Annotated in this window: 17 protein-coding genes and 1 other RNA gene; 5 read left to right on the top strand and 13 right to left on the bottom strand. The window is 70.9% G+C overall.

Going from position 1 to position 16,612, the window contains the following annotated elements:
- Positions 1-2: 2 nt before the first annotated feature.
- Together ACSP50_RS07340 and ACSP50_RS07335 are read right to left on the bottom strand one after the other, a co-directional pair.
- On the bottom strand, positions 3-890 hold the full coding sequence (locus ACSP50_RS07340) for a serine/threonine dehydratase (RefSeq protein WP_014688524.1): 888 nt from the start codon (positions 888-890) through the stop codon (positions 3-5).
- Positions 891-911: 21 nt separating this feature from the next.
- The gene (locus tag ACSP50_RS07335) at positions 912-1,970 is read right to left on the bottom strand and encodes a type I glyceraldehyde-3-phosphate dehydrogenase (protein ID WP_014688523.1); all 1,059 of its coding nucleotides are present in this window, start codon (positions 1,968-1,970) and stop codon (positions 912-914) included.
- Between the two features lie 205 nt (positions 1,971-2,175).
- On the opposite strand from ACSP50_RS07335, the gene ACSP50_RS07330 reads away from it, so the two are divergent.
- Positions 2,176-2,568, top strand: a complete 393-nt coding sequence (locus ACSP50_RS07330; RefSeq protein ID WP_157432765.1) for a toll/interleukin-1 receptor domain-containing protein — start codon at positions 2,176-2,178, stop codon at positions 2,566-2,568.
- Between the two features lie 68 nt (positions 2,569-2,636).
- Here the strand turns inward: ACSP50_RS07330 and ACSP50_RS07325 are convergent, their stop codons facing one another.
- Entirely contained in the window at positions 2,637-3,401 is a 765-nt protein-coding gene (locus ACSP50_RS07325) for a sulfite exporter TauE/SafE family protein (protein WP_014688521.1), read from the bottom strand.
- A 61-nt stretch (positions 3,402-3,462) separates the two neighbouring features.
- Here ACSP50_RS07325 and rnpB point away from each other — a divergent pair.
- Both rnpB and ACSP50_RS07315 read left to right on the top strand, forming a co-directional pair.
- Positions 3,463-3,866, top strand: an RNA gene (rnpB, locus tag ACSP50_RS07320) — RNase P RNA component class A.
- A 261-nt stretch (positions 3,867-4,127) separates the two neighbouring features.
- Positions 4,128-4,760 (top strand): hypothetical protein, encoded by a 633-nt coding sequence (locus ACSP50_RS07315; protein ID WP_014688520.1) that lies wholly within the window; start codon positions 4,128-4,130, stop codon positions 4,758-4,760.
- 298 nt (positions 4,761-5,058) lie between these two features.
- Here ACSP50_RS07315 and ACSP50_RS07310 read toward each other — a convergent pair whose 3' ends face one another.
- The 9 genes from ACSP50_RS07310 to ACSP50_RS07270 form a co-directional block, all read right to left on the bottom strand.
- Positions 5,059-5,784: a hypothetical protein gene (locus ACSP50_RS07310; protein ID WP_197688123.1), complete on the bottom strand. Its 726-nt coding sequence runs from the start codon at positions 5,782-5,784 to the stop codon at positions 5,059-5,061.
- Positions 5,785-5,949: 165 nt separating this feature from the next.
- On the bottom strand, positions 5,950-7,593 hold the full coding sequence (gene mctP / locus ACSP50_RS07305; RefSeq protein WP_014688518.1) for a monocarboxylate uptake permease MctP: 1,644 nt from the start codon (positions 7,591-7,593) through the stop codon (positions 5,950-5,952).
- The gene (locus ACSP50_RS07300) at positions 7,590-7,811 is read right to left on the bottom strand and encodes a DUF3311 domain-containing protein (RefSeq protein WP_014688517.1); all 222 of its coding nucleotides are present in this window, start codon (positions 7,809-7,811) and stop codon (positions 7,590-7,592) included. Before ACSP50_RS07300 ends, mctP begins: the two co-directional genes overlap by 4 nt.
- Before the next feature lie 180 nt (positions 7,812-7,991).
- Complete coding sequence (locus ACSP50_RS07295) at positions 7,992-9,278, bottom strand: glycoside hydrolase family 18 protein (protein ID WP_014688516.1); 1,287 nt, start codon at positions 9,276-9,278, stop codon at positions 7,992-7,994.
- A gap of 80 nt (positions 9,279-9,358) precedes the next feature.
- Positions 9,359-10,459: a bifunctional RNase H/acid phosphatase gene (locus ACSP50_RS07290; RefSeq protein WP_014688515.1), complete on the bottom strand. Its 1,101-nt coding sequence runs from the start codon at positions 10,457-10,459 to the stop codon at positions 9,359-9,361.
- Complete coding sequence (locus ACSP50_RS07285; RefSeq protein ID WP_014688514.1) at positions 10,456-11,190, bottom strand: zinc ribbon domain-containing protein; 735 nt, start codon at positions 11,188-11,190, stop codon at positions 10,456-10,458. Before ACSP50_RS07285 ends, ACSP50_RS07290 begins: the two co-directional genes overlap by 4 nt.
- A complete protein-coding gene (locus ACSP50_RS07280; RefSeq protein ID WP_014688513.1) occupies positions 11,187-12,035 on the bottom strand; it encodes a Nif3-like dinuclear metal center hexameric protein in 849 nt (282 codons plus the stop codon). The genes ACSP50_RS07285 and ACSP50_RS07280 overlap by 4 nt, the downstream gene beginning before the upstream one ends.
- Before the next feature lie 19 nt (positions 12,036-12,054).
- Positions 12,055-12,639: a flavoprotein gene (locus tag ACSP50_RS07275; protein WP_043513688.1), complete on the bottom strand. Its 585-nt coding sequence runs from the start codon at positions 12,637-12,639 to the stop codon at positions 12,055-12,057.
- A gap of 16 nt (positions 12,640-12,655) precedes the next feature.
- On the bottom strand, positions 12,656-13,885 hold the full coding sequence (locus ACSP50_RS07270) for a helix-turn-helix domain-containing protein (RefSeq protein WP_014688511.1): 1,230 nt from the start codon (positions 13,883-13,885) through the stop codon (positions 12,656-12,658).
- 222 nt (positions 13,886-14,107) lie between these two features.
- On the opposite strand from ACSP50_RS07270, the gene ACSP50_RS07265 reads away from it, so the two are divergent.
- A complete protein-coding gene (locus ACSP50_RS07265) occupies positions 14,108-14,752 on the top strand; it encodes a bifunctional DNA primase/polymerase (RefSeq protein WP_014688510.1) in 645 nt (214 codons plus the stop codon).
- A 145-nt stretch (positions 14,753-14,897) separates the two neighbouring features.
- On the opposite strand, the gene ACSP50_RS07260 is transcribed toward ACSP50_RS07265, so the two are convergent.
- Positions 14,898-15,737 (bottom strand): hypothetical protein, encoded by an 840-nt coding sequence (locus tag ACSP50_RS07260; RefSeq protein ID WP_014688509.1) that lies wholly within the window; start codon positions 15,735-15,737, stop codon positions 14,898-14,900.
- A 166-nt stretch (positions 15,738-15,903) separates the two neighbouring features.
- Between ACSP50_RS07260 and ACSP50_RS07255 the strand changes: the two genes are divergently transcribed.
- Positions 15,904-16,434 (top strand): DUF402 domain-containing protein, encoded by a 531-nt coding sequence (locus ACSP50_RS07255; RefSeq protein ID WP_014688508.1) that lies wholly within the window; start codon positions 15,904-15,906, stop codon positions 16,432-16,434.
- The last annotated feature ends 178 nt before the right edge of the window (positions 16,435-16,612 follow it).

The raw sequence follows: 16,612 nt of genomic DNA, 5'->3' as shown, positions 1-16,612 counted from the left end.
AATCAGGTCAAATCGGAAGGATCGGTGTTGGCGCCGCAGAGCAGGGTGGTGACCCGCTCGCCGGGGGCGGGGCGGTACGCGCCGGAGGTGAGCGCCGCGTAGGCGGCGGCGGTGCCGTGCTCGACGACGATCCGGTAGTCGTCCCAGAGTGCGCGGCGGGCGCGCACGATGGCGTCGTCGTCGACCAGGATCGCGTCGATTTTCGCGGTGGTGGCCAGGTCGAAGGCGATGTCGCCGACCCGGCGGGCGCCGAGGGCGTCGGCCGCGACGCCGGATACCGGGACGTCGACGGGATGCCCCTTCTCCAGCGCGGCGTGGAGTGCGCACGAGGTCGCCGGCTCCACCGCCACGATCCGCATGTTGCCGACGTTTCCGGCGATCAGGCCGGCGATCAGGCCGCCACCCCCGACCGCCACGAGCACCGTGTCCGAGACTTCGGATATTTCGTGGGCTATCGTGCCGTTTCCGGCGATGAGCGCCGGGTCGTCGTAGGCGTGGCAGAACAGTGCGCCGGTCCGCTCCCGCGCCGCCGCGTACGCCTCGGCGTACTCGTTGCCCACCTGCACCACCTTGGCGCCCAGTTTGCCGAGCTTGGCGACCTTCACCGCGGGGGCGGTCACCGGCACGAACACCTCGGCCGGCACCCCGAGCTCGCGGGCCGCGTACGCCGCCGCCAGGCCGGCGTTGCCACCGGACGCCGCCACGATCCCGGCCGGCGGAACGTCGCTGCCGAGAATCTTGTTCAGCATCCCGCGGGTCTTGAACGATCCGGCGTGCTGCAGGTACTCCAGCTTGAACCAGCGGTCCGGCCCGGCCTGGAGCAGCGGGGTGCGCCGGATCCGGCCGTCGATCCGCCGGTCGGCGGCCTCCACATCCGCGAGCGTGATCATGTGATCAATCTAGGCCTGCCCCTAGACGACGCTCCAGCTCACCTGACTGGACGGGACGGGTAGGCGCTCGCCGATCAGCCGGGTCAGATCCAGTAATCGGTGGGAGAAGCCCCACTCGTTGTCGAACCAGCCGCGGACGCTCACCCCGCCGCCGGCCGTGGTCTGCGTGCCGGACGGGTCGAACAGGCAGGACGCCGGATTGTTCTTCACGTCGATCGACACGGTCGGGTCCGGGTCGTACGCCAGGATGCCGCGCAGTGGACCGGCCGCCGCCTCCGCCATGGCCCGGTTCACCTCCTCGACGCTCACCGGCCGGTCGGTCTCCCCGGCGAGTTCGGCGAGCGAGCCGATCGGGGTGGGCACGCAGTAGTAGCTGTAGCGCATCTCGCCGATCTCCGGCAGCGCCACCCGGACCAGGTCGCCGACCACGTGGTTGTGCGGAATGATGCTCTCCCCGGTGGCCCGGCCCAGCCGCGGATCGTCCCGCGAGGCGCCGATCAGCGAGTCCTGCACCCGACCCCAGCCCTGGGTGGCCAGCATCACCGAGGTCTTCACCGCGTGCAGGCCGAACCGGTCGAGCAGCACCTTGGCCATCACGGTCAGCGCGTTCACCCCGCACGAGGCCGGCGAGACCACGTCGTGCACGCCCGGGTTGTAGCTCAGGTGGTTCGCCCCGAAGATCAGGAACGCGTCCGGGTCGTCGGCCGAGGCGCTGATCACCACCTTGCGGGCGCCCCCGTGGGTGATGTGGGTGCGCGCGCTGCCGCCGGCCCGGAACCGCCCGGTCGCCTCGATCACCACGTCCACCCCCTGGTCGGCCCAGGGAATCCGGTCCGGACGTTCCTGGTGGTACGTCCGGATCGCGTGATCGTTGACGACCAGGTGGTCGCCGCGGGCGGTGACCGTGCCCGGGAACGAGCCGCGCAGGCTGTCGCGCCGCAACCCGTACGCCAGCTTCTCGGTGGGCGCGATGTCGTTCACCGCGGCGATCGAGATCCCCGGATTCGGCGAGGCCGCCACGATACGAGTCAAACTGCGACCGATCCGTCCGAGCCCGTTGATCCCGATCGCGACAGTCATCGAGCGCTCCCCGACTCCGTTGCTGTTGTGTGTTCCCCGCCCATCGAGGACACCCCCGTTTCGCACCAGGGTCCACCCGGCGTTACGACTTCGACACTATGAGTTGTGCAAGTTGCACGTCAACGGATGACAATGTCACACCAGCCGAGTGACGCCCATCGAAGCCCCATGCTCAATGTGGAATGCGTTGCGGCATGCTGGGCACGTGCCCGTACTCCTGTCCTACGCCCCCGCGGACGCACACTGGGCACAATGGATCACCGGATCGCTGCAGGCCGCCGGCCATGCCGTGACCATGCATCCGGCCGGGGTCGACTTCGCGCATCGGATGACCGTCGCGCTATCCGGATCAGATCGGGTGCTCATCCTGGTCTCCGCGGAGCATCCCGCGTCCGAATCGGACTGGGCGCGGGTCGCCACCACAGCGGGATGGACGGTGCTCGCCCTGGACGCGGTTCCCCTGCCCGCGGCACTCGATGCCGCGAACTGCAAAAGCTTGCATGACCTGGATGAAGAAGAGGCGCTGGAGATCCTTCTGGGGGCGGTGGGCGGACCACGGGACTCTTTTTCGCGTACGCCGCAATCTCGCCCTGTTTGATCGTCGGAGAGAAGGGGTAGTGACCGCTTCCCGTCCGTTTCTTTCCGTCTCGGCCTTTTCCGTCTCGGTCAGCGGAACGCCCGATACAGCAGAATCAAGCCGATCGTCGTGCCGAACGTGACGATCAGGTATTTGAGCACCGTCGCCGGAAGCCGTCGGGCCAGCCGCGCCCCGGCATACCCGCCGACCACCGTCGCCGGCGCCAGCGTCGCCACCGCCGCCCAGTGCACGTCCGCGAAGAACGCGAACACCAGCACGGTGACCAGCCCCACCGTCGCCGACAGCACGTTCTTCAACGCGTTGATCCGCTTCAACGGCTCGTCCAGCACCAGCGCGAGCGCCGCCACGTACATGACCCCGAGCGCCGCCCCGAAGTACCCGCCGTACACCGCCCCCACGAACACGACGGCCTGCAAGATCACCGCCGCCCGCCGTGCCGGCATGCCGCGCGGATGCCCGACCAGCCCGCGCAGCCGCTCCTGGAAAGCCAGCGTCGCCGCCGCCCCCAGCACCAGGAACGGGACGATCACCTCGAACACCCGCCCGGGCGTCGACAGCAGCAGCGCACACCCGCCCACCGACCCGAGTACCGCGGCCGGCAGCACCGACCGCACCCGCCGCTCCTGGCCGGCCAGGTCCGCCCGGCTCCCGGCCACGCTCGACACGTACCCCGGAAAGACCGACACCGAATTGGTGACGTTCGCGTCCACGGACGGCAACCCGGCCGCGATCAGGCTCGGAAAGGTGATCAGCGACCCGCCCCCGGCGATCGCGTTCACCCCACCGGCCGCGACCCCGGCCACCACCAGCAGCAAGATGTGCGAAAGATCCATGATGCGGCCGACCCTACGCCCTGCCCCCACCGGCCGGGCCGTAGGATTGGGGCGCGACGGACGAGTCGGCTGGGCGGCCGCGTCGGTGCCTCCGGGCATCGCCGAGGAACGTCCGGACTCCGCAGAGCAGGGTGGTTGTTAACGGCAACCCGGGGCGACCCGCGGGACAGTGCCACAGAGAACAGACCGCCGCCGGGGCCTCGGCCCTGGGCGGTAAGGGTGAAACGGTGAGGTAAGAGCTCACCAGCGCCCCGGGTGACCGGGGCGGCTTGGTAAACCCCACCCGGAGCAAGGCCAAGCAAGGCCGCGCCCGCAAGGACGCGACCGGCGCAGGGTTCGAGGGCTGCTCGCCTGATCCTGCGGGTAGGCCGCAAGAGCCTGCCGGCAACGGCAGGCCGAGATGGATGGCCGCCACCGGGACCTCGGTCCCGGCCACAGAATCCGGCGTACAGGCCGACTCGTCCGCCGCCCCCCGAGGTCACCACTCTGCGGGCGGCGCCCGCCCGGCCTCATATATACGGTCAACGTCGGCCGCCGTCTCAAGCTCCCGACTCCCCACCTGCAGAGGGGTCATCCCTGTCGCCCGGGCTCCGCATACCGGCGAGGACGGTTTTGCTCACGTCGAGCCCGGGCCCGACGATCGAGACGCGGGACTGAGGTGCGCCGCACTCGAAAAGGTCGGGTGGTCACGGCATGCCTCTGCATCAGGATCGACCGGGAGATGACGTGAGCGACGACCCGTCGGGACGCTCTGCGGTCGCGGTAGACCACCTGACGAGTAAGCCTGTCCGGACGTTCAAGATCAAGCGTCCCATGGCCGGGTTCGTCCCGGTGATGATCGCGGTGGTGGCGGCCGGTCCCCTGCACGCCCATGCGGGAGCAAGGCCCGAGGCCAACGCTCCTGCGATCGCACCGATCCCGGGCGACCCCGGGTGGCAGGGCGTCGTCGTGGCCGACGTGCACTGTGGTGACGCTGATCCGTGCCGGCGAGTCCCCACCGATCCAGCGCTCGCCGACAAGTCCGCGTTCTGGGGTCCGGACAATGACACCCGGCAGTTGATCAGCCAGGTGGAGGCTGCCCTCGCGAAGGATCTCGACAAGCGCACGGCCTGCGGCCTCGACGACAAGGCCTGTGCCGCCAAGCCGCCGTCACCGGCAGGAGTCCGGCAGGCGCTCACCGCCGCCGGCATCTCGCATTTCGAGGTGCGGACGGGGGGACTGGAAGCAGGCGTCCCCGAGGGCACCGTCCTCGTGGGTATCCCGCACGGACCTGGCTGCGTGATCGTCACGGTGACCGGCTACACGCACGACATCTACAAGAACTTCGCCCAGCCTGACGGGACCTGTCTGCACGCGTGAAGGCGACGTCGGCAACACCGCGACCATGACGGCCCTCGCCACCTGTCCCGGGCACGCGGACCCGCGATTCGCCTCTATCCTTACGCCATGGACGACATGGTCGGCTGGGTCGCGGTTGTCTCGTTCCGCGCCGGCAGGAATCCGAGCCCCTGGCAGGTTTGACTGCGCGGCTGGGGCATCGACTGGGAGCCGTTCGAGCAGGTCCGCGGCAGCCTCGCCCGCACCGAGTATCCGGACGGGACGATCGGCTGCCAGCAGACCTACCATGTCCGGCAGGCCGAGCTGGATCGTCTCGGGATCAGCGTCGGGCCCGGACCTGCTGCGTCACCTCGGGATACGACCCCTGCTGGTAGGGCTGCGCCGCGAAGAAGCCCGCCAGCTCCGCCTGTTCCAGGACGTCCTTCGCGGCGCGTTCGCGAGCCCGTTCGGCGGCCTTGGCCGCCCGTGACCGGGCGACGTCCTCGGCGGCCTTCGCCGCCTGATTCGCCCGACGGGTGACGGCCGCTTTGGCGGCCCGCCGCCGGGCGACTTCGGGGTCGAGGCGGCGGGCCGGGCGCACGTCCGCGGTCGCTTCCACCTCGCGGGCCTCGATGGCCGCGAAGTCGGGGCGGATTTTGGCGGCGACCCATTCGACGCCGGCGACCAGGCCGACCACCAGGGAGAAGATGATGCGCAGGCCGAGTGGGCCGGGTGCCGCGAAGTTGACCGCGGCGGAGATGGTGACGACCAGAACGAGGACCTTGAGGGCGGCGCGTTTGGCGTCGGCGGCCATCCCGGCGGTCTGGCTGATCGTCAGCATGGACAGCATGGCGAGGTCGAAGACGGCCGGCACGATCCAGGCGAACAGTCCGGCGTCGAGGCTGACCAGGTAGTGGCCCTGGTGCAGGTAGCTGGCGGCGAGCGCGCCGGCGAGGATCCCGTTGTTGGCGCGTTTGATGGTCCGGATCGCGCGCAGCATGCCCGGCACCGCGCCTTTGGCGTATTCGGTGGCGAACTGCTGCGTCAGCGTCATCTGCGCCGGCAACGCGACCCCCTGCAGACACGAGGAACCCTCGGAGAACAGGCCCGACGCTACCGGAGAGTCGGTCGAACAGGGGCAAGGTTCGCAACGGACCGCAAGGTCCGCAATCAGTCGACGAGCGCGCCGCGCCCCGACCGGGACGCGGCGCACGAAACTGATCGGAACCGGTCAGGTGGAGGAGACCGTCTCGACCGGGGTCGGCTCCTGCCCGACCCGCGGATCGCCCTCGTCGGCGAAGTAGTCGCCGGGTGCCGTGCCGTCCACCCCTTCCGGGGTCTTCGCGGCCCGCAGCGCGAATGTCACCAGGACCGCCACCGCCAGGTTGACCAGCACCGCCACGAACCCGACGTAGATCGTCTTCTTGGTGTCGAGGCCGAACTCGGAGAGCGCGAACGCCGACCCGCCGAAGTGCTTGCGGCCGGTCGCCGCGTTCGGGATCTGCCACAGCATCCAGAAGGCGAGCAGCATGCCGGCGGCCCAGCCGGCGATCAGCGCGCCGCGGTGCAGCCACCGGGTGTAGAGGCCGAGGATCACCGACGGCGCCGTCTGCAGAATGATCACGCCGCCGATCAGCTGCAGGTCGATGGAGAACTGCGGGTCGAGGAAGACGATGAACGCCACCGCCCCGATCTTGACGACCAGCGAGGTGATCTTGGCAACGTTCGCCTCCTGCGCCGGGGTCGCGTCCCGCTTCAGGTACTCCTTGTAGATGTTGCGGGTGAACAGGTTCGCCGCGGCGATCGACATGATCGCGGCCGGGACCAGCGCGCCGATCCCGATCGCGGCGAACGCCACCCCGGCGAACCAGGACGGGAATTTGGTGTCGAACAGCAGCGGCACCACGGTGTTGCTGTCCAGGCTGCCGGCCTTCGCCCCGGGCAGCGGCTTCACCCCGGCGGCGATCGCCATGTAGCCGAGCAGCGCGATCAGGCCGAGCAGGAAGCTGTACGCCGGCAACGCCGACATGTTCCGCTTGATCACGTCACGGTTCCTGCTGGCCAGCACGCCGGTGATGCTGTGCGGGTAGAGGAACAGCGCGAGCGCCGAACCCAGCGCCAGCGTGAAGTACTGCACCTGGTTGTTGGCGTTCAGCAGGATCCCGTCGCCGGGCGCCGGCGTCGCCTGGAACTTCCTGTCCGCGGCATCGAAGATCGCACCCCAGCCACCGAGTTTGTACGGCAGGTAGAGCACCGCCACGATGATCACGAGGTAGATGAGGGTGTCCTTGACGAACGCGATCAGCGCCGGCGCGCGCAGCCCGGACTGGTAGGTGTACGCCGCCAGGATCGCGAACGCGATGATGATCGGCAGATGCCGGGCCACCGCACTGTCCCCGGTCACGCCCATCGTCTTGAGCACCGACTCGATGCCGACCAGCTGCAGGGCGATGTACGGCATGGTCGCGACGATCCCGGTGATCGCGATCAGCAGCGCCAGCGTCGGCGAGTCGTAGCGCCGCCGGACGAAGTCGGCCGGCGTCACGAACCCGTGCCGGTGCGCCACCGACCAGAGCCGCACCAGGACCAGGAAGAACAGGGGATAGATGACGACGGTGTACGGCACGGCGAAGAACCCGGCCGCGCCGGCCCCGAAGATCAGCGCGGGCACCGCCACGAACGTGTACGCGGTGTAGAGGTCGCCACCCACCAGGAACCAGGTGATCCACCCGCCGAAGCTGCGCCCGCCCAGCCCCCACTCGTCGAGATGAGCCATGTCCTGCGGCGCCCGCCATCGGGCCGCCACAAAACCGATCCCGCTCACCAGCAGGAACAGCACCGTGAAGATGACGATCTCGGTGACGTGCCCGCTCATGGCCGGCTCCGCTTCCGGGTCATCCGGTAGACCAGCGTGGTCGTCGCCACGCCCAGCAGGATGAAGGCGAACTGCAGCCAGTAGAACAGCGGGAACCCGGCGAACCGGGGCGAGTCGTGATTGAACAACGGGGTCAGCAGCGGCACCACGATCGGCACCAGAAGCAACCAGTTCCAGACACTGCTATCGGTACGTGGTGAAGATTTCAGCTCCGCCATGATCCGCCCCCTCCAGTAGCGAGACAGTGCGTACAGTCCCCGTCACGCTAACGAGACACCCGGATCACTGGCGATCGGAGTGCGCCGAACGGGCGAAGGGCTGCGCCGAACGGCGCCGGGGCGGGTGGAGCCCGGCCCCTGGTGGGACCGGGCTCCGGTGGTGCCGGTGGATCTCCCGGGTCAGAACAGGCCCAGGGAGATCGTCTTGGTGAGGGTGGCGTTGTCGTCGTCGCCGTCGAGGGACCACATCATCGCGCCGGCCAGGCCGCGGCTGCGGATGTACAGCGTCTTCTGCAGCAGGACGGCCGGGTCGTCGTACGTCCAATAGGTGGTGCCGTCGAACAGCCAGGCGTCGCCGGAGCGCAGGTCGCGGTGCACGGTGTAACCCTTGGCCGGCAGGGTCTTGACGACCTTGTAGTCCTCGGTGCCGGCGCCGAAGGTGCCGGCCGCCGGGCCGGTGGCCGGCTGGAACCGCCCGGTGCCGCCGCCGGTGACGCCGGTCCAGCCCTGGCTGTAGTAGGGCAGGCCGAGCGCGATCCGGTTCTTCGGGGCGCCACCGGCGACCCAGGCGTGGAGCGCGTTGTCGACCGAGAAGTCCGGATTGTCCGGCGCGCCGGCCGGAACCCGCAGCGCCGACTGCTGGTTCGTCCTCGATTCCCAGGTGCCGTGGAAGTCGTAGCCCTGCAGGGTGCCGAAGTCCAGATACCTGAAGATCTTGTCGGCCTCGAAGCCGGCACCGATCTTCGCCGGGGCGGCCGGCAGGAACGCGGTCAGATCGTAGTGCTTGTGGTTGGTCCGGCCGAGCCGGTCGAGCTGGGCGCGGAATTCGGCGGCGAGCAGCGTGAAGTTCCGCTTGTCCTCGGGCCGGACCACGTTGCCGGTGTTGCCGTCCGAGCCGGGCCACTCCCAGTCCAGGTCGACGCCGTCGAAGATGCCGGCGGCGGCACCCGCGGCGTGGTCGGGCAGGTTGCCCTTGAGCCACAGATCCACGCAGGACGAGACGAGCTTCCTCCGGGAAGCGTCGGTCAGGGCGGCGTCGGAGAAGTACGCCGATCCGCTCCAGCCGCCGAGCGAGATCAGCACGCGCAGCCGGGGGTTGGCCTTCTTCAATTCGGCGAGCTGGTTGAGATTGCCGGCGATCGGCTGGCCGGCCACGTCCCCGACACCGTCCACACTGGTGGCGTCGGAGAACGGCGTCTGCCAGTCGGCCCACGGGTCGGCGGAGGCGCAGACGCCGTCCGCGGTGACCGGGCCGAACGCGTAGTTGAGGTGGGTGAGCCGGGCCGCGGCGCCCGACTTCTGCACCTTGGCCAGCTGAAAGTCGCGGCCGTAGATGCCCCACTGGGTGAAGTAGCCGACTTTGACGAAGCCCTTGCTCGCCTGCGCCTCGGCGGGCGTCTGCGCCGCGCCCAGCACGACCGTGGCGGCAGCCGCCGCGGCGACGAAGCGGCGGATGAAACCGTTCATGAGCCCTCCAGGGCGAAACGGTGAAGAAAGTTTCCTGATCGAGGAAACTAAACGTCTCGCCCTGGCAGGGTCAATATCTGTTATCGAAGATGGGCAGTCTCGTTGACCGACCGGACCGCGATGTTGCCGTCCGGCCAGATGTCCATGGTCGACACTCCGGCAGCATCCAGGAACAAGCGGTGCAGGAAGGCATCCCCGGCGGCGAGCGCGTCGCGCAGGATCAACTTGATCGGCGTCACGTGCGAAACGACCACGACCACCTGACCCTCGTACGCCTGCTGGATCTTCGCGAGCGCGCCACGGACCCGCTTCGCCACCGCCTGGAACGACTCGCCCCCGGGCGGTGCCACGCTGGTCGACGACAGCCAGGCGGTCATCTCGTCCGGCCAGCCCTCCTGCACCTCGGCGAAGGTCTTGCCCTCCCACAGCCCGAAGTCGCACTCGATCAGGTCGTCCAGCACGGTCACCGGCACCCCGCCCACCTCGGCGGCGATCAGCTCGGCGGTCCGCCCGCACCGGGCCAGCGGCGAGGTCAGCACCACCGCGACGTCCCGGGACAGCCCGGCGACCCGGCCGGCCGCGGCCATCGCCTGCGCCTCACCCTCGTCGGTCAGCGGCACGTCGCCCCGGCCCGAGTACCGGCCCTGCGCGGTCATCGCGGTGGCGCCGTGCCGGACCAGGATCAGCCGGGTGGCGTTGTCCAGCTCCGGCGGGGCCCAGCTGCGCGGCTGGGGCGCGGCGGCGGGCACATCCGGGACAGCCTTACCGGCGGCCTCGTCCATCGCCCGGTTCGCCAGCGCGTCCGCCTCCCGGTTGCGCTCCCGCGGAATCCAGTCGAAGCTCACCGTCTGGAACCTGGCGACCAGCTGGGCCGCCTCCGCGGCCAGCGGGCGCAGCCCCGGGTTCTTGATCTGCCAGCGGCCGGACATCTGCTCGATGACCAGCTTGGAATCCATCCGGATGTCGACCCGGGCGGCGTTCAGCTCGGCGGCGGCGCGCAGGCCGGCGATCAGTCCGGAATACTCGGCGACGTTGTTCGTGGCGGTGCCCAGGGCGGCGTACCGCTCAAGAAGAACCTCGCCGGTGGCCGCATCCTTGACCACCGCGCCGTAGCCCGCCGGGCCGGGGTTGCCCCGCGAGCCGCCGTCGGCCTCGACGACGACCCGCAGGCCGGCGCTCACAGACCCGACTCCGCGGTGCGCACCATGATCCGGCGGCACTCCTCGCAGCGCACCACCTCGTCGGCCGGGGCGGACTTCACCCGGTTGAGGTCGGCACCGTACAGCTCGATCCGGCACGCCCCGCAGCGCCCGGCGTACACCAGCGCGGCACCCATCCCGGTCTCGGTGCGGATCTTGTCGTACAGGGTGACCAGGTCGGCCGGAAGATCACCGGCGAGCGGCCCCCGGGACGCGGCCTTGAACTCCTGCTCCTTGGCGATGTCGGCGTACGCCTCGTCGCGCCGGCGTTCCGCGTCGGAGCGCCGCTGCCCGGCAGCGGCGATCCGGCCCTGCACGTCGGCGAGCGCCGCGGTGGCCGCCTCGCGCTGCTCCATGAGCTCCAGCTCGGCGTCCTCCAGCTCGGACTGCCGCCGGTTCAGCGTGGCCAGCTCGTGCTGCAGGCCCTCGACCTGCTTCAGCGAGCCGCCCGCGTCCAGCTGCTGCTGATCCTTCGCCTTGCGCTGGCGCACCTGGTCGATGTCCTTCTCGAACCGGGCGATGTCCCGGTCCAGGTCGTCGACCGCGACCTGGGCGCGGACCCGCTCGTCCTCCAGCGCGGAGATCTCCCGGGCCACCGCCTCGATCTCGGCGATCTCGGGCAGGTTCTTCCGGCGGTGCGCGAGCTGGGCCAGGGCGGTGTCGACGGCCTGCAGGTCGAGCAGGCGACGCTGGGCTTCCGGGGCGGCCTTCACGAGTGAATCTCCTTGTGCGCAGAGGCGGAATGAACGGTCCAGGGGTCGGTGTCCAGGTCGGACACCACCACTTCGACGGGAAACTGCGCGCGCAGCCAGGCCGCCACGTCGTCCAGCCACGGTCGCTCGGTCGCCCAGTGGGCGGTGTCGAGCAGGGCCGGGCCGTCGTTCGCGAGATGCTCGCCGGCCGGATGGTGCCGCAGGTCCGCGCAAAGATACGCGTCGACGCCGGCACGTGCCGCGTCGGCCAGGAAGGAGTCGCCCGCGCCACCGCAGACGGCCATCGTCCGGATCACCCGCTCGGGGTCGCCGGCGGCGCGCACCCCGGCCGCGGTGGCCGGCAGCCGCTCCGCCGCCAGCGCGGTCAGCCGGGCCAGGGTGAGCGGCTCGGCCAGCTCACCGATCCGGCCCGCGCCGCGGCCGCCGCCGGCCGCCGCGCCCTCGGCGGGCACCAGCGGGCGCAGCCCGGTCAGGCCGAGCCGGGCGGCCAGCGCGTCGGACACGCCGGGGTTGGCCACGTCGGCGTTGGTGTGCGCGGTGTAGAGGGCCACCTCGGCACGGATCAGCCGGTGTGCGATCCGCCCCTTGAAGGTGTCCGGGGCGAGCGACGACACCGGCTTGAGCAGCAGCGGATGGTGGGCGACGATCAGATCGGCGCCGACGGCGAGGGCCTGGTCGACGGTTTCCGGCACGCAGTCGACGACGCACAGGATGCGGGTGACGGCGTGCTCGTACTCGCCGAGCACCGGGCCGACCCGGTCCCAGGACTCCGCCCAGCTCCGCGGGTAACGCCCGTCGAGGGCGTCGACCACCTGGCGAACGGTCGGTACAGCGGCAGGGTCCACGACCGGAAACTCTATACGTCTAGGAAACCGCCCCAGGCTCGACTCGGCTGGCCGCGGTGATCGGACCGCTGACCGCCTGCAGGGCACGCCGCCACGGGAACTGGCCGCGGAACCGGTCGGTCTGCCCCGGACCGCCGAGCCGGCACACGTCCTCCCCGTAGAGGACGTGCACCCCCCAGTCGCGCAGCTTGGCGAGGCTCTCGTGCAGCGCGGGGTGCAGGGCCATGACCTTGTTGGTGTACGGCACGACGGCGGTCGGCACGCCGTACCCGTAGCCCTCCACCAGGAGACCGAGCACCAGCGTGTCGGTGATCCCGGCGGCCCACTTGTTGACCGTGTTGACGGTGGCCGGGGCGACGATCATCGCGTCGGCCGGCGGCAGCACGTCCGGGTCGCCGGGACTCTTGTAGAAGGTGCGTACCGGATGTCCGGTCTGCGCCTGCAGGGCCGGAACGTCGACGAACTTCCGGCCGTCCGGGGTGGTGATCACGCAGACCTCCCAGCCGTCCCGCTGCGCGAGCCCGACCAGGATTCCCACGTCCCGGGCCATCGGTGAGCCGCAGACGAGGACGTACAGCACACCGGGTGAGGGGTTACCCGTCATCACGCGCGGACCCACCTCATACGCCGACTCCCATCTGTTCGGCCAGCTCCGCGATCGGAGCCGGCGGCGTGCCCCGGGTACGCCGGAGCACGTCGGAAAGGATTTCGTGGGCGAGCGGGCGGCAGCGGATCTCCGAGGGGGCGAGACGGTCGCCCTCCAGCAGCATCTCGCCGGCCTTGTCCACGTCGCCGATCTGTGTGTAGCCCCGGGCGATGTCCAGGTAGTGGTGCGCCCGCCGCTCCGGCAGCAGCGCGTTGAACCCGGCCATGTCCAGTGCCTTCTCGTGGGTCTCGACCGCCTGCCGGCCGTCGCCGAGCTCCACCGCGGTGGCGCACCGGTGCAACAGCACGTTGGTCGGGCCGAACGACGTCCAGTAGTGGTTGAAGTCGCCACCCAGCTGCCGGGACGCCTGATCGGCGCCGTCCAGCAGGTCGCGCACGGTGGCGCTGTCCCCGATCCGGGAGGCCGCCATCGCCCCGTTGAGCAGCAGCATCCCGTACACCGAGAGCTGGTCGCCGTCGGCGCGTTCCAGCCCGCAGGCGAGCCGGTTGGCGATGTTGACGTTGACCTCCAGCGATGGGCGGACCCGGCCGAGTGCCAGCAGCGCGCTGCCCACGCGGTAACTGGCCAGGCCGGCCAGCAGCTGGTCGCCGGCCCGCTGGGAGACCGCGATCGACCGGTCCGCGGCCAGCCAGGAGAGCTCGTGCTCGCCCACTTTCCGCAGCGCCGACGAGGCGATCTGGTAGACCTGCCCGAGCAGGTGCGCCGCCTTGGGCGCCTGGTCGCTGTTGGCGTGCGCGGTGTCCGCCGCCTGCGCGTCGCGCAACAGCTTGGGCAGTGCGCGCGCCAGGGCGCCGTACTTCGCGTGCTGATAGGTCAGCCAGGCGTGGCTGACCGCTTTGTGCATCTCCGCGAGGGGCGGAGATTGCGGCACGGCCTGGAAGAACGCGCTCATCTGGTCATAGCGCTCCAGAGCGGCACGAATCTCCTCGACCTCGACCTGATCGATACAGGCCTGGGTCTCCGGCTTGCGCTCCACCTCCTTGCCCAGCAGCAGCTGGACATCGACCTGGAGCACGTCCGCGATGTCATACACCACGGAGAACTTGTCGAGTCGGCGGACCCCGCGCTCCACCTTGTCGACCCAACTCTTGCTCTTGCCCAACCGGTCTGCGAAGACCTGCTGAGACATCTTCCGCCTGCCCCGCCAGTAGGCGACGCGGCGGCCGATCGGCAGCTCGTCCACGGTGCCTCCCCCACTCACCCGGCGGACTCTCCGCCGGTGAGCCATCCGGTGACCTGCAGTCTGAACCGCTCACGTGCGCACAGATCGCACAGCGTGTGTGATCGCCTGCTCACCGATGCTCGTAGTTTTTCTTGCAAGTTGCAAAGGGTGGATCTGACCGGCCCAACGAGACTCACCTCGATGGGATACGGCCCGAACACTCGAATCCGGGGGAGTTGGGCTATGCAGTGGAGCAGCCGTCAGCCGTTCGTCCCACCGTCTTTTCTCGATCGCCTGGACCGGGTCCGGCTGCGCCGGGCCGCCCAGACCTTCGCCGGCCACGGCTGGGCGGTCGCACCCGGCGCCGTCCTCACCGGACCGCGGTTCGACTGCGGGCGGCCCGGCTGCCCGATCACCGGATGCCATCCGGCCGTCGACTCGCTCGCCGAGGCGGCCACCACCGACCCCGGCCGGGTCGCCGCATGGTGGCGGCGCCGGCCGCACAACGTGTTGCTCACCACCGGGGAGAGATTCGACGTGCTGGAGGTCCCGGCGCTGCTGGGGCGGCCGGTCGCGGACCGGGCCGCCGGGCCGGTCGCGGTCACCGCGGGCGGACGCTGGATGTTCCTGGTCCGGCCCGGTTGCCCGCTGCGGGCGGAACTCGACCTGCGCCAGGACGTCGTCCGCCACGGGCACGGCTCGTGGATCCCCGCCCCGCCCAGCCGGATGGTGGAGGGGCCGGTGCGCTGGGTGATCCCGCCCAGCCAGGTGGATTGGGCGCCGGGCGATCCGGGACGGATCCAGGAGATGCTCGCCGCGAGCGCGGCACGAACCGGGTGGGCTCATCGCGTACCGCGGCAATTGTCGACCTTGCGCCGCGCGGCCTAGAGCGTCGCGAGCCCGGCCGTGCGGCGACGTCCGGCCGTCGGCCGGATGCCGGGCATTTGCGCGCGAACACATGTCGTCCGACAAGGTATCCCGGCCCGCGACCCGGTGGGAGTCATCCGACCGGGTGACGCGGATGAATGAAAAATCAGACCCCGAGTTCCCGGTACGCGGTGATCACCGCTGCCGTGCGATCCGCGAGCTCCGGGCCACTCTCGGCGACCGGGACGCCACCGACCCGGGCAAGCGTCCGCTCGGCGTGCCGGGCGGTGGCCGCCACCTGCTGCTCCCGGATGAAGCTCTCGCCGGTGCGGGCCGCGGCGTCGATCGCCCGGATGATCCGGTTCGCCGCCGCGCCGGTCTCCCGCCACAGCTCGTCCGCGCGCTCCCGCTGCAGGTCGGCAGCGATCCGGGCCGGGCTGTCGGCCGGGATGTCGGCGTCCTCGGTGGCGGCCAGACCGGCCCGGACCCGACGCAGCTCCTGCCGTCGGGCCAGCAGGGTGGCCAGCTCGTCCAGCGCCCGGGTCAGCGACCGGTCGGCCAGCCGGGTGTCGATCATCGCGCCCAGGGCGGGCCAGGTGCGGCGAACCCGGTGCGCGACGGCGACGGCACGGGTGAAAGCCGCCCGCTCGGGCTCGGTCCAGAGCACCCGCCCCTCGCCCTCGCCCGGCCGGCGGAAGGCGACCGGCTGCGCGGCGCGGGCCTGCCGGCGCCAGAGCCAGACCACCAGAGCGGTACCCCCGGCCGCCGGCAACCACCAGGTCAGGCCGGCCGCGGCGAGCACCGCGGCGACGAAGAGCAGGGGCAGGGCGAGGCGGGCGGTGTTCGTCACGCGAACCTCGCGGCTGCGCCCGGAAGGCGGGCACGGCACGGCTTCGACCATCGATCCGGTACGCCGTGAGCGGGCCCGTCCGGTCCGGGTGCGCACCGGGCGCCCCGCGACCACGACCTTCTCCGCGTCGGCGCCGATGTAGAGCTCCGTGTTCACCGCGCCTCCCCCGTCGTGCCGGCATCCGGGCGGGCCCGAACCGCCGAGGGGAAACCGGCCGGACCCGCCCGCCGCGGTCATCCCGCGGACACCACTACGGATCGGAGACGGCACCGAAGACTTGAGCCGCCACCCGGTTGCGCGGGCGTTGCGTTAGCGTTCCCGGGTGGACTCGGTCGACCTGGTGTTACGCAAATACGACGGACGGCCGCACCGCCGGGTCACCGGCCGCCTCCTCGGCGAGGACGAGCACGGCACCTGGATCGGCACCCCGCGCGGCACCCGGGTGAGCTACAGCTACGGCCTACGCCGGCTCTCCTGGACCCGCTCCGACTCGGTCCGGCTGATCCCCCGCGACACCTGGTGGATGGCGATGTTCTCGGCCGCACCCAGCCGCTCCGAGATCTACTGCGACGTGATCACCCCGGCCCGGCGCACCCGCCCGCACGAATTCACCGTGATCGACCTGGACATCGACGTGATCCGGCTGCGCCCGGACGGCCGGGTGGTGATCGACGACGAGGACGAGTTCGCCGCCCACCGGATCCGCTTCGGCTACCCGGCGCAGGTCGTGGCCGAGGCCACGGCGGCGGCGGCGACCCTGCAGGCGGCGCTCAGCGGCGGGGCCGAGCCGTTCGCGACGCACTACCGGGAGTGGCTCACCCGGGCCGCGGCCCTGCCCCGGCCACTCCGCTGACCGCTCGCCCCCGACATTTTCTGCTTCACCCTGCCCGCCGGCCACGGACCCGCCGCCCGTTGCCCACCGGCCACGGACCCGCCGCCCGTTACCCACCGGCCACGGACCCGCCGCCCGTTGCCCGCCGGCCGCCGGGCACGGTTTCCCGCCCACCCCTGTCCGGCGGCCGCCGTCCCAG

This window comes from Actinoplanes sp. SE50/110 (assembly GCF_900119315.1).
Lineage (GTDB): Bacteria > Actinomycetota > Actinomycetes > Mycobacteriales > Micromonosporaceae > Actinoplanes.
The sequence above is the reverse complement of the archived record's forward strand: the minus strand, read 5'-3'. Positions and strand labels throughout refer to the sequence as shown.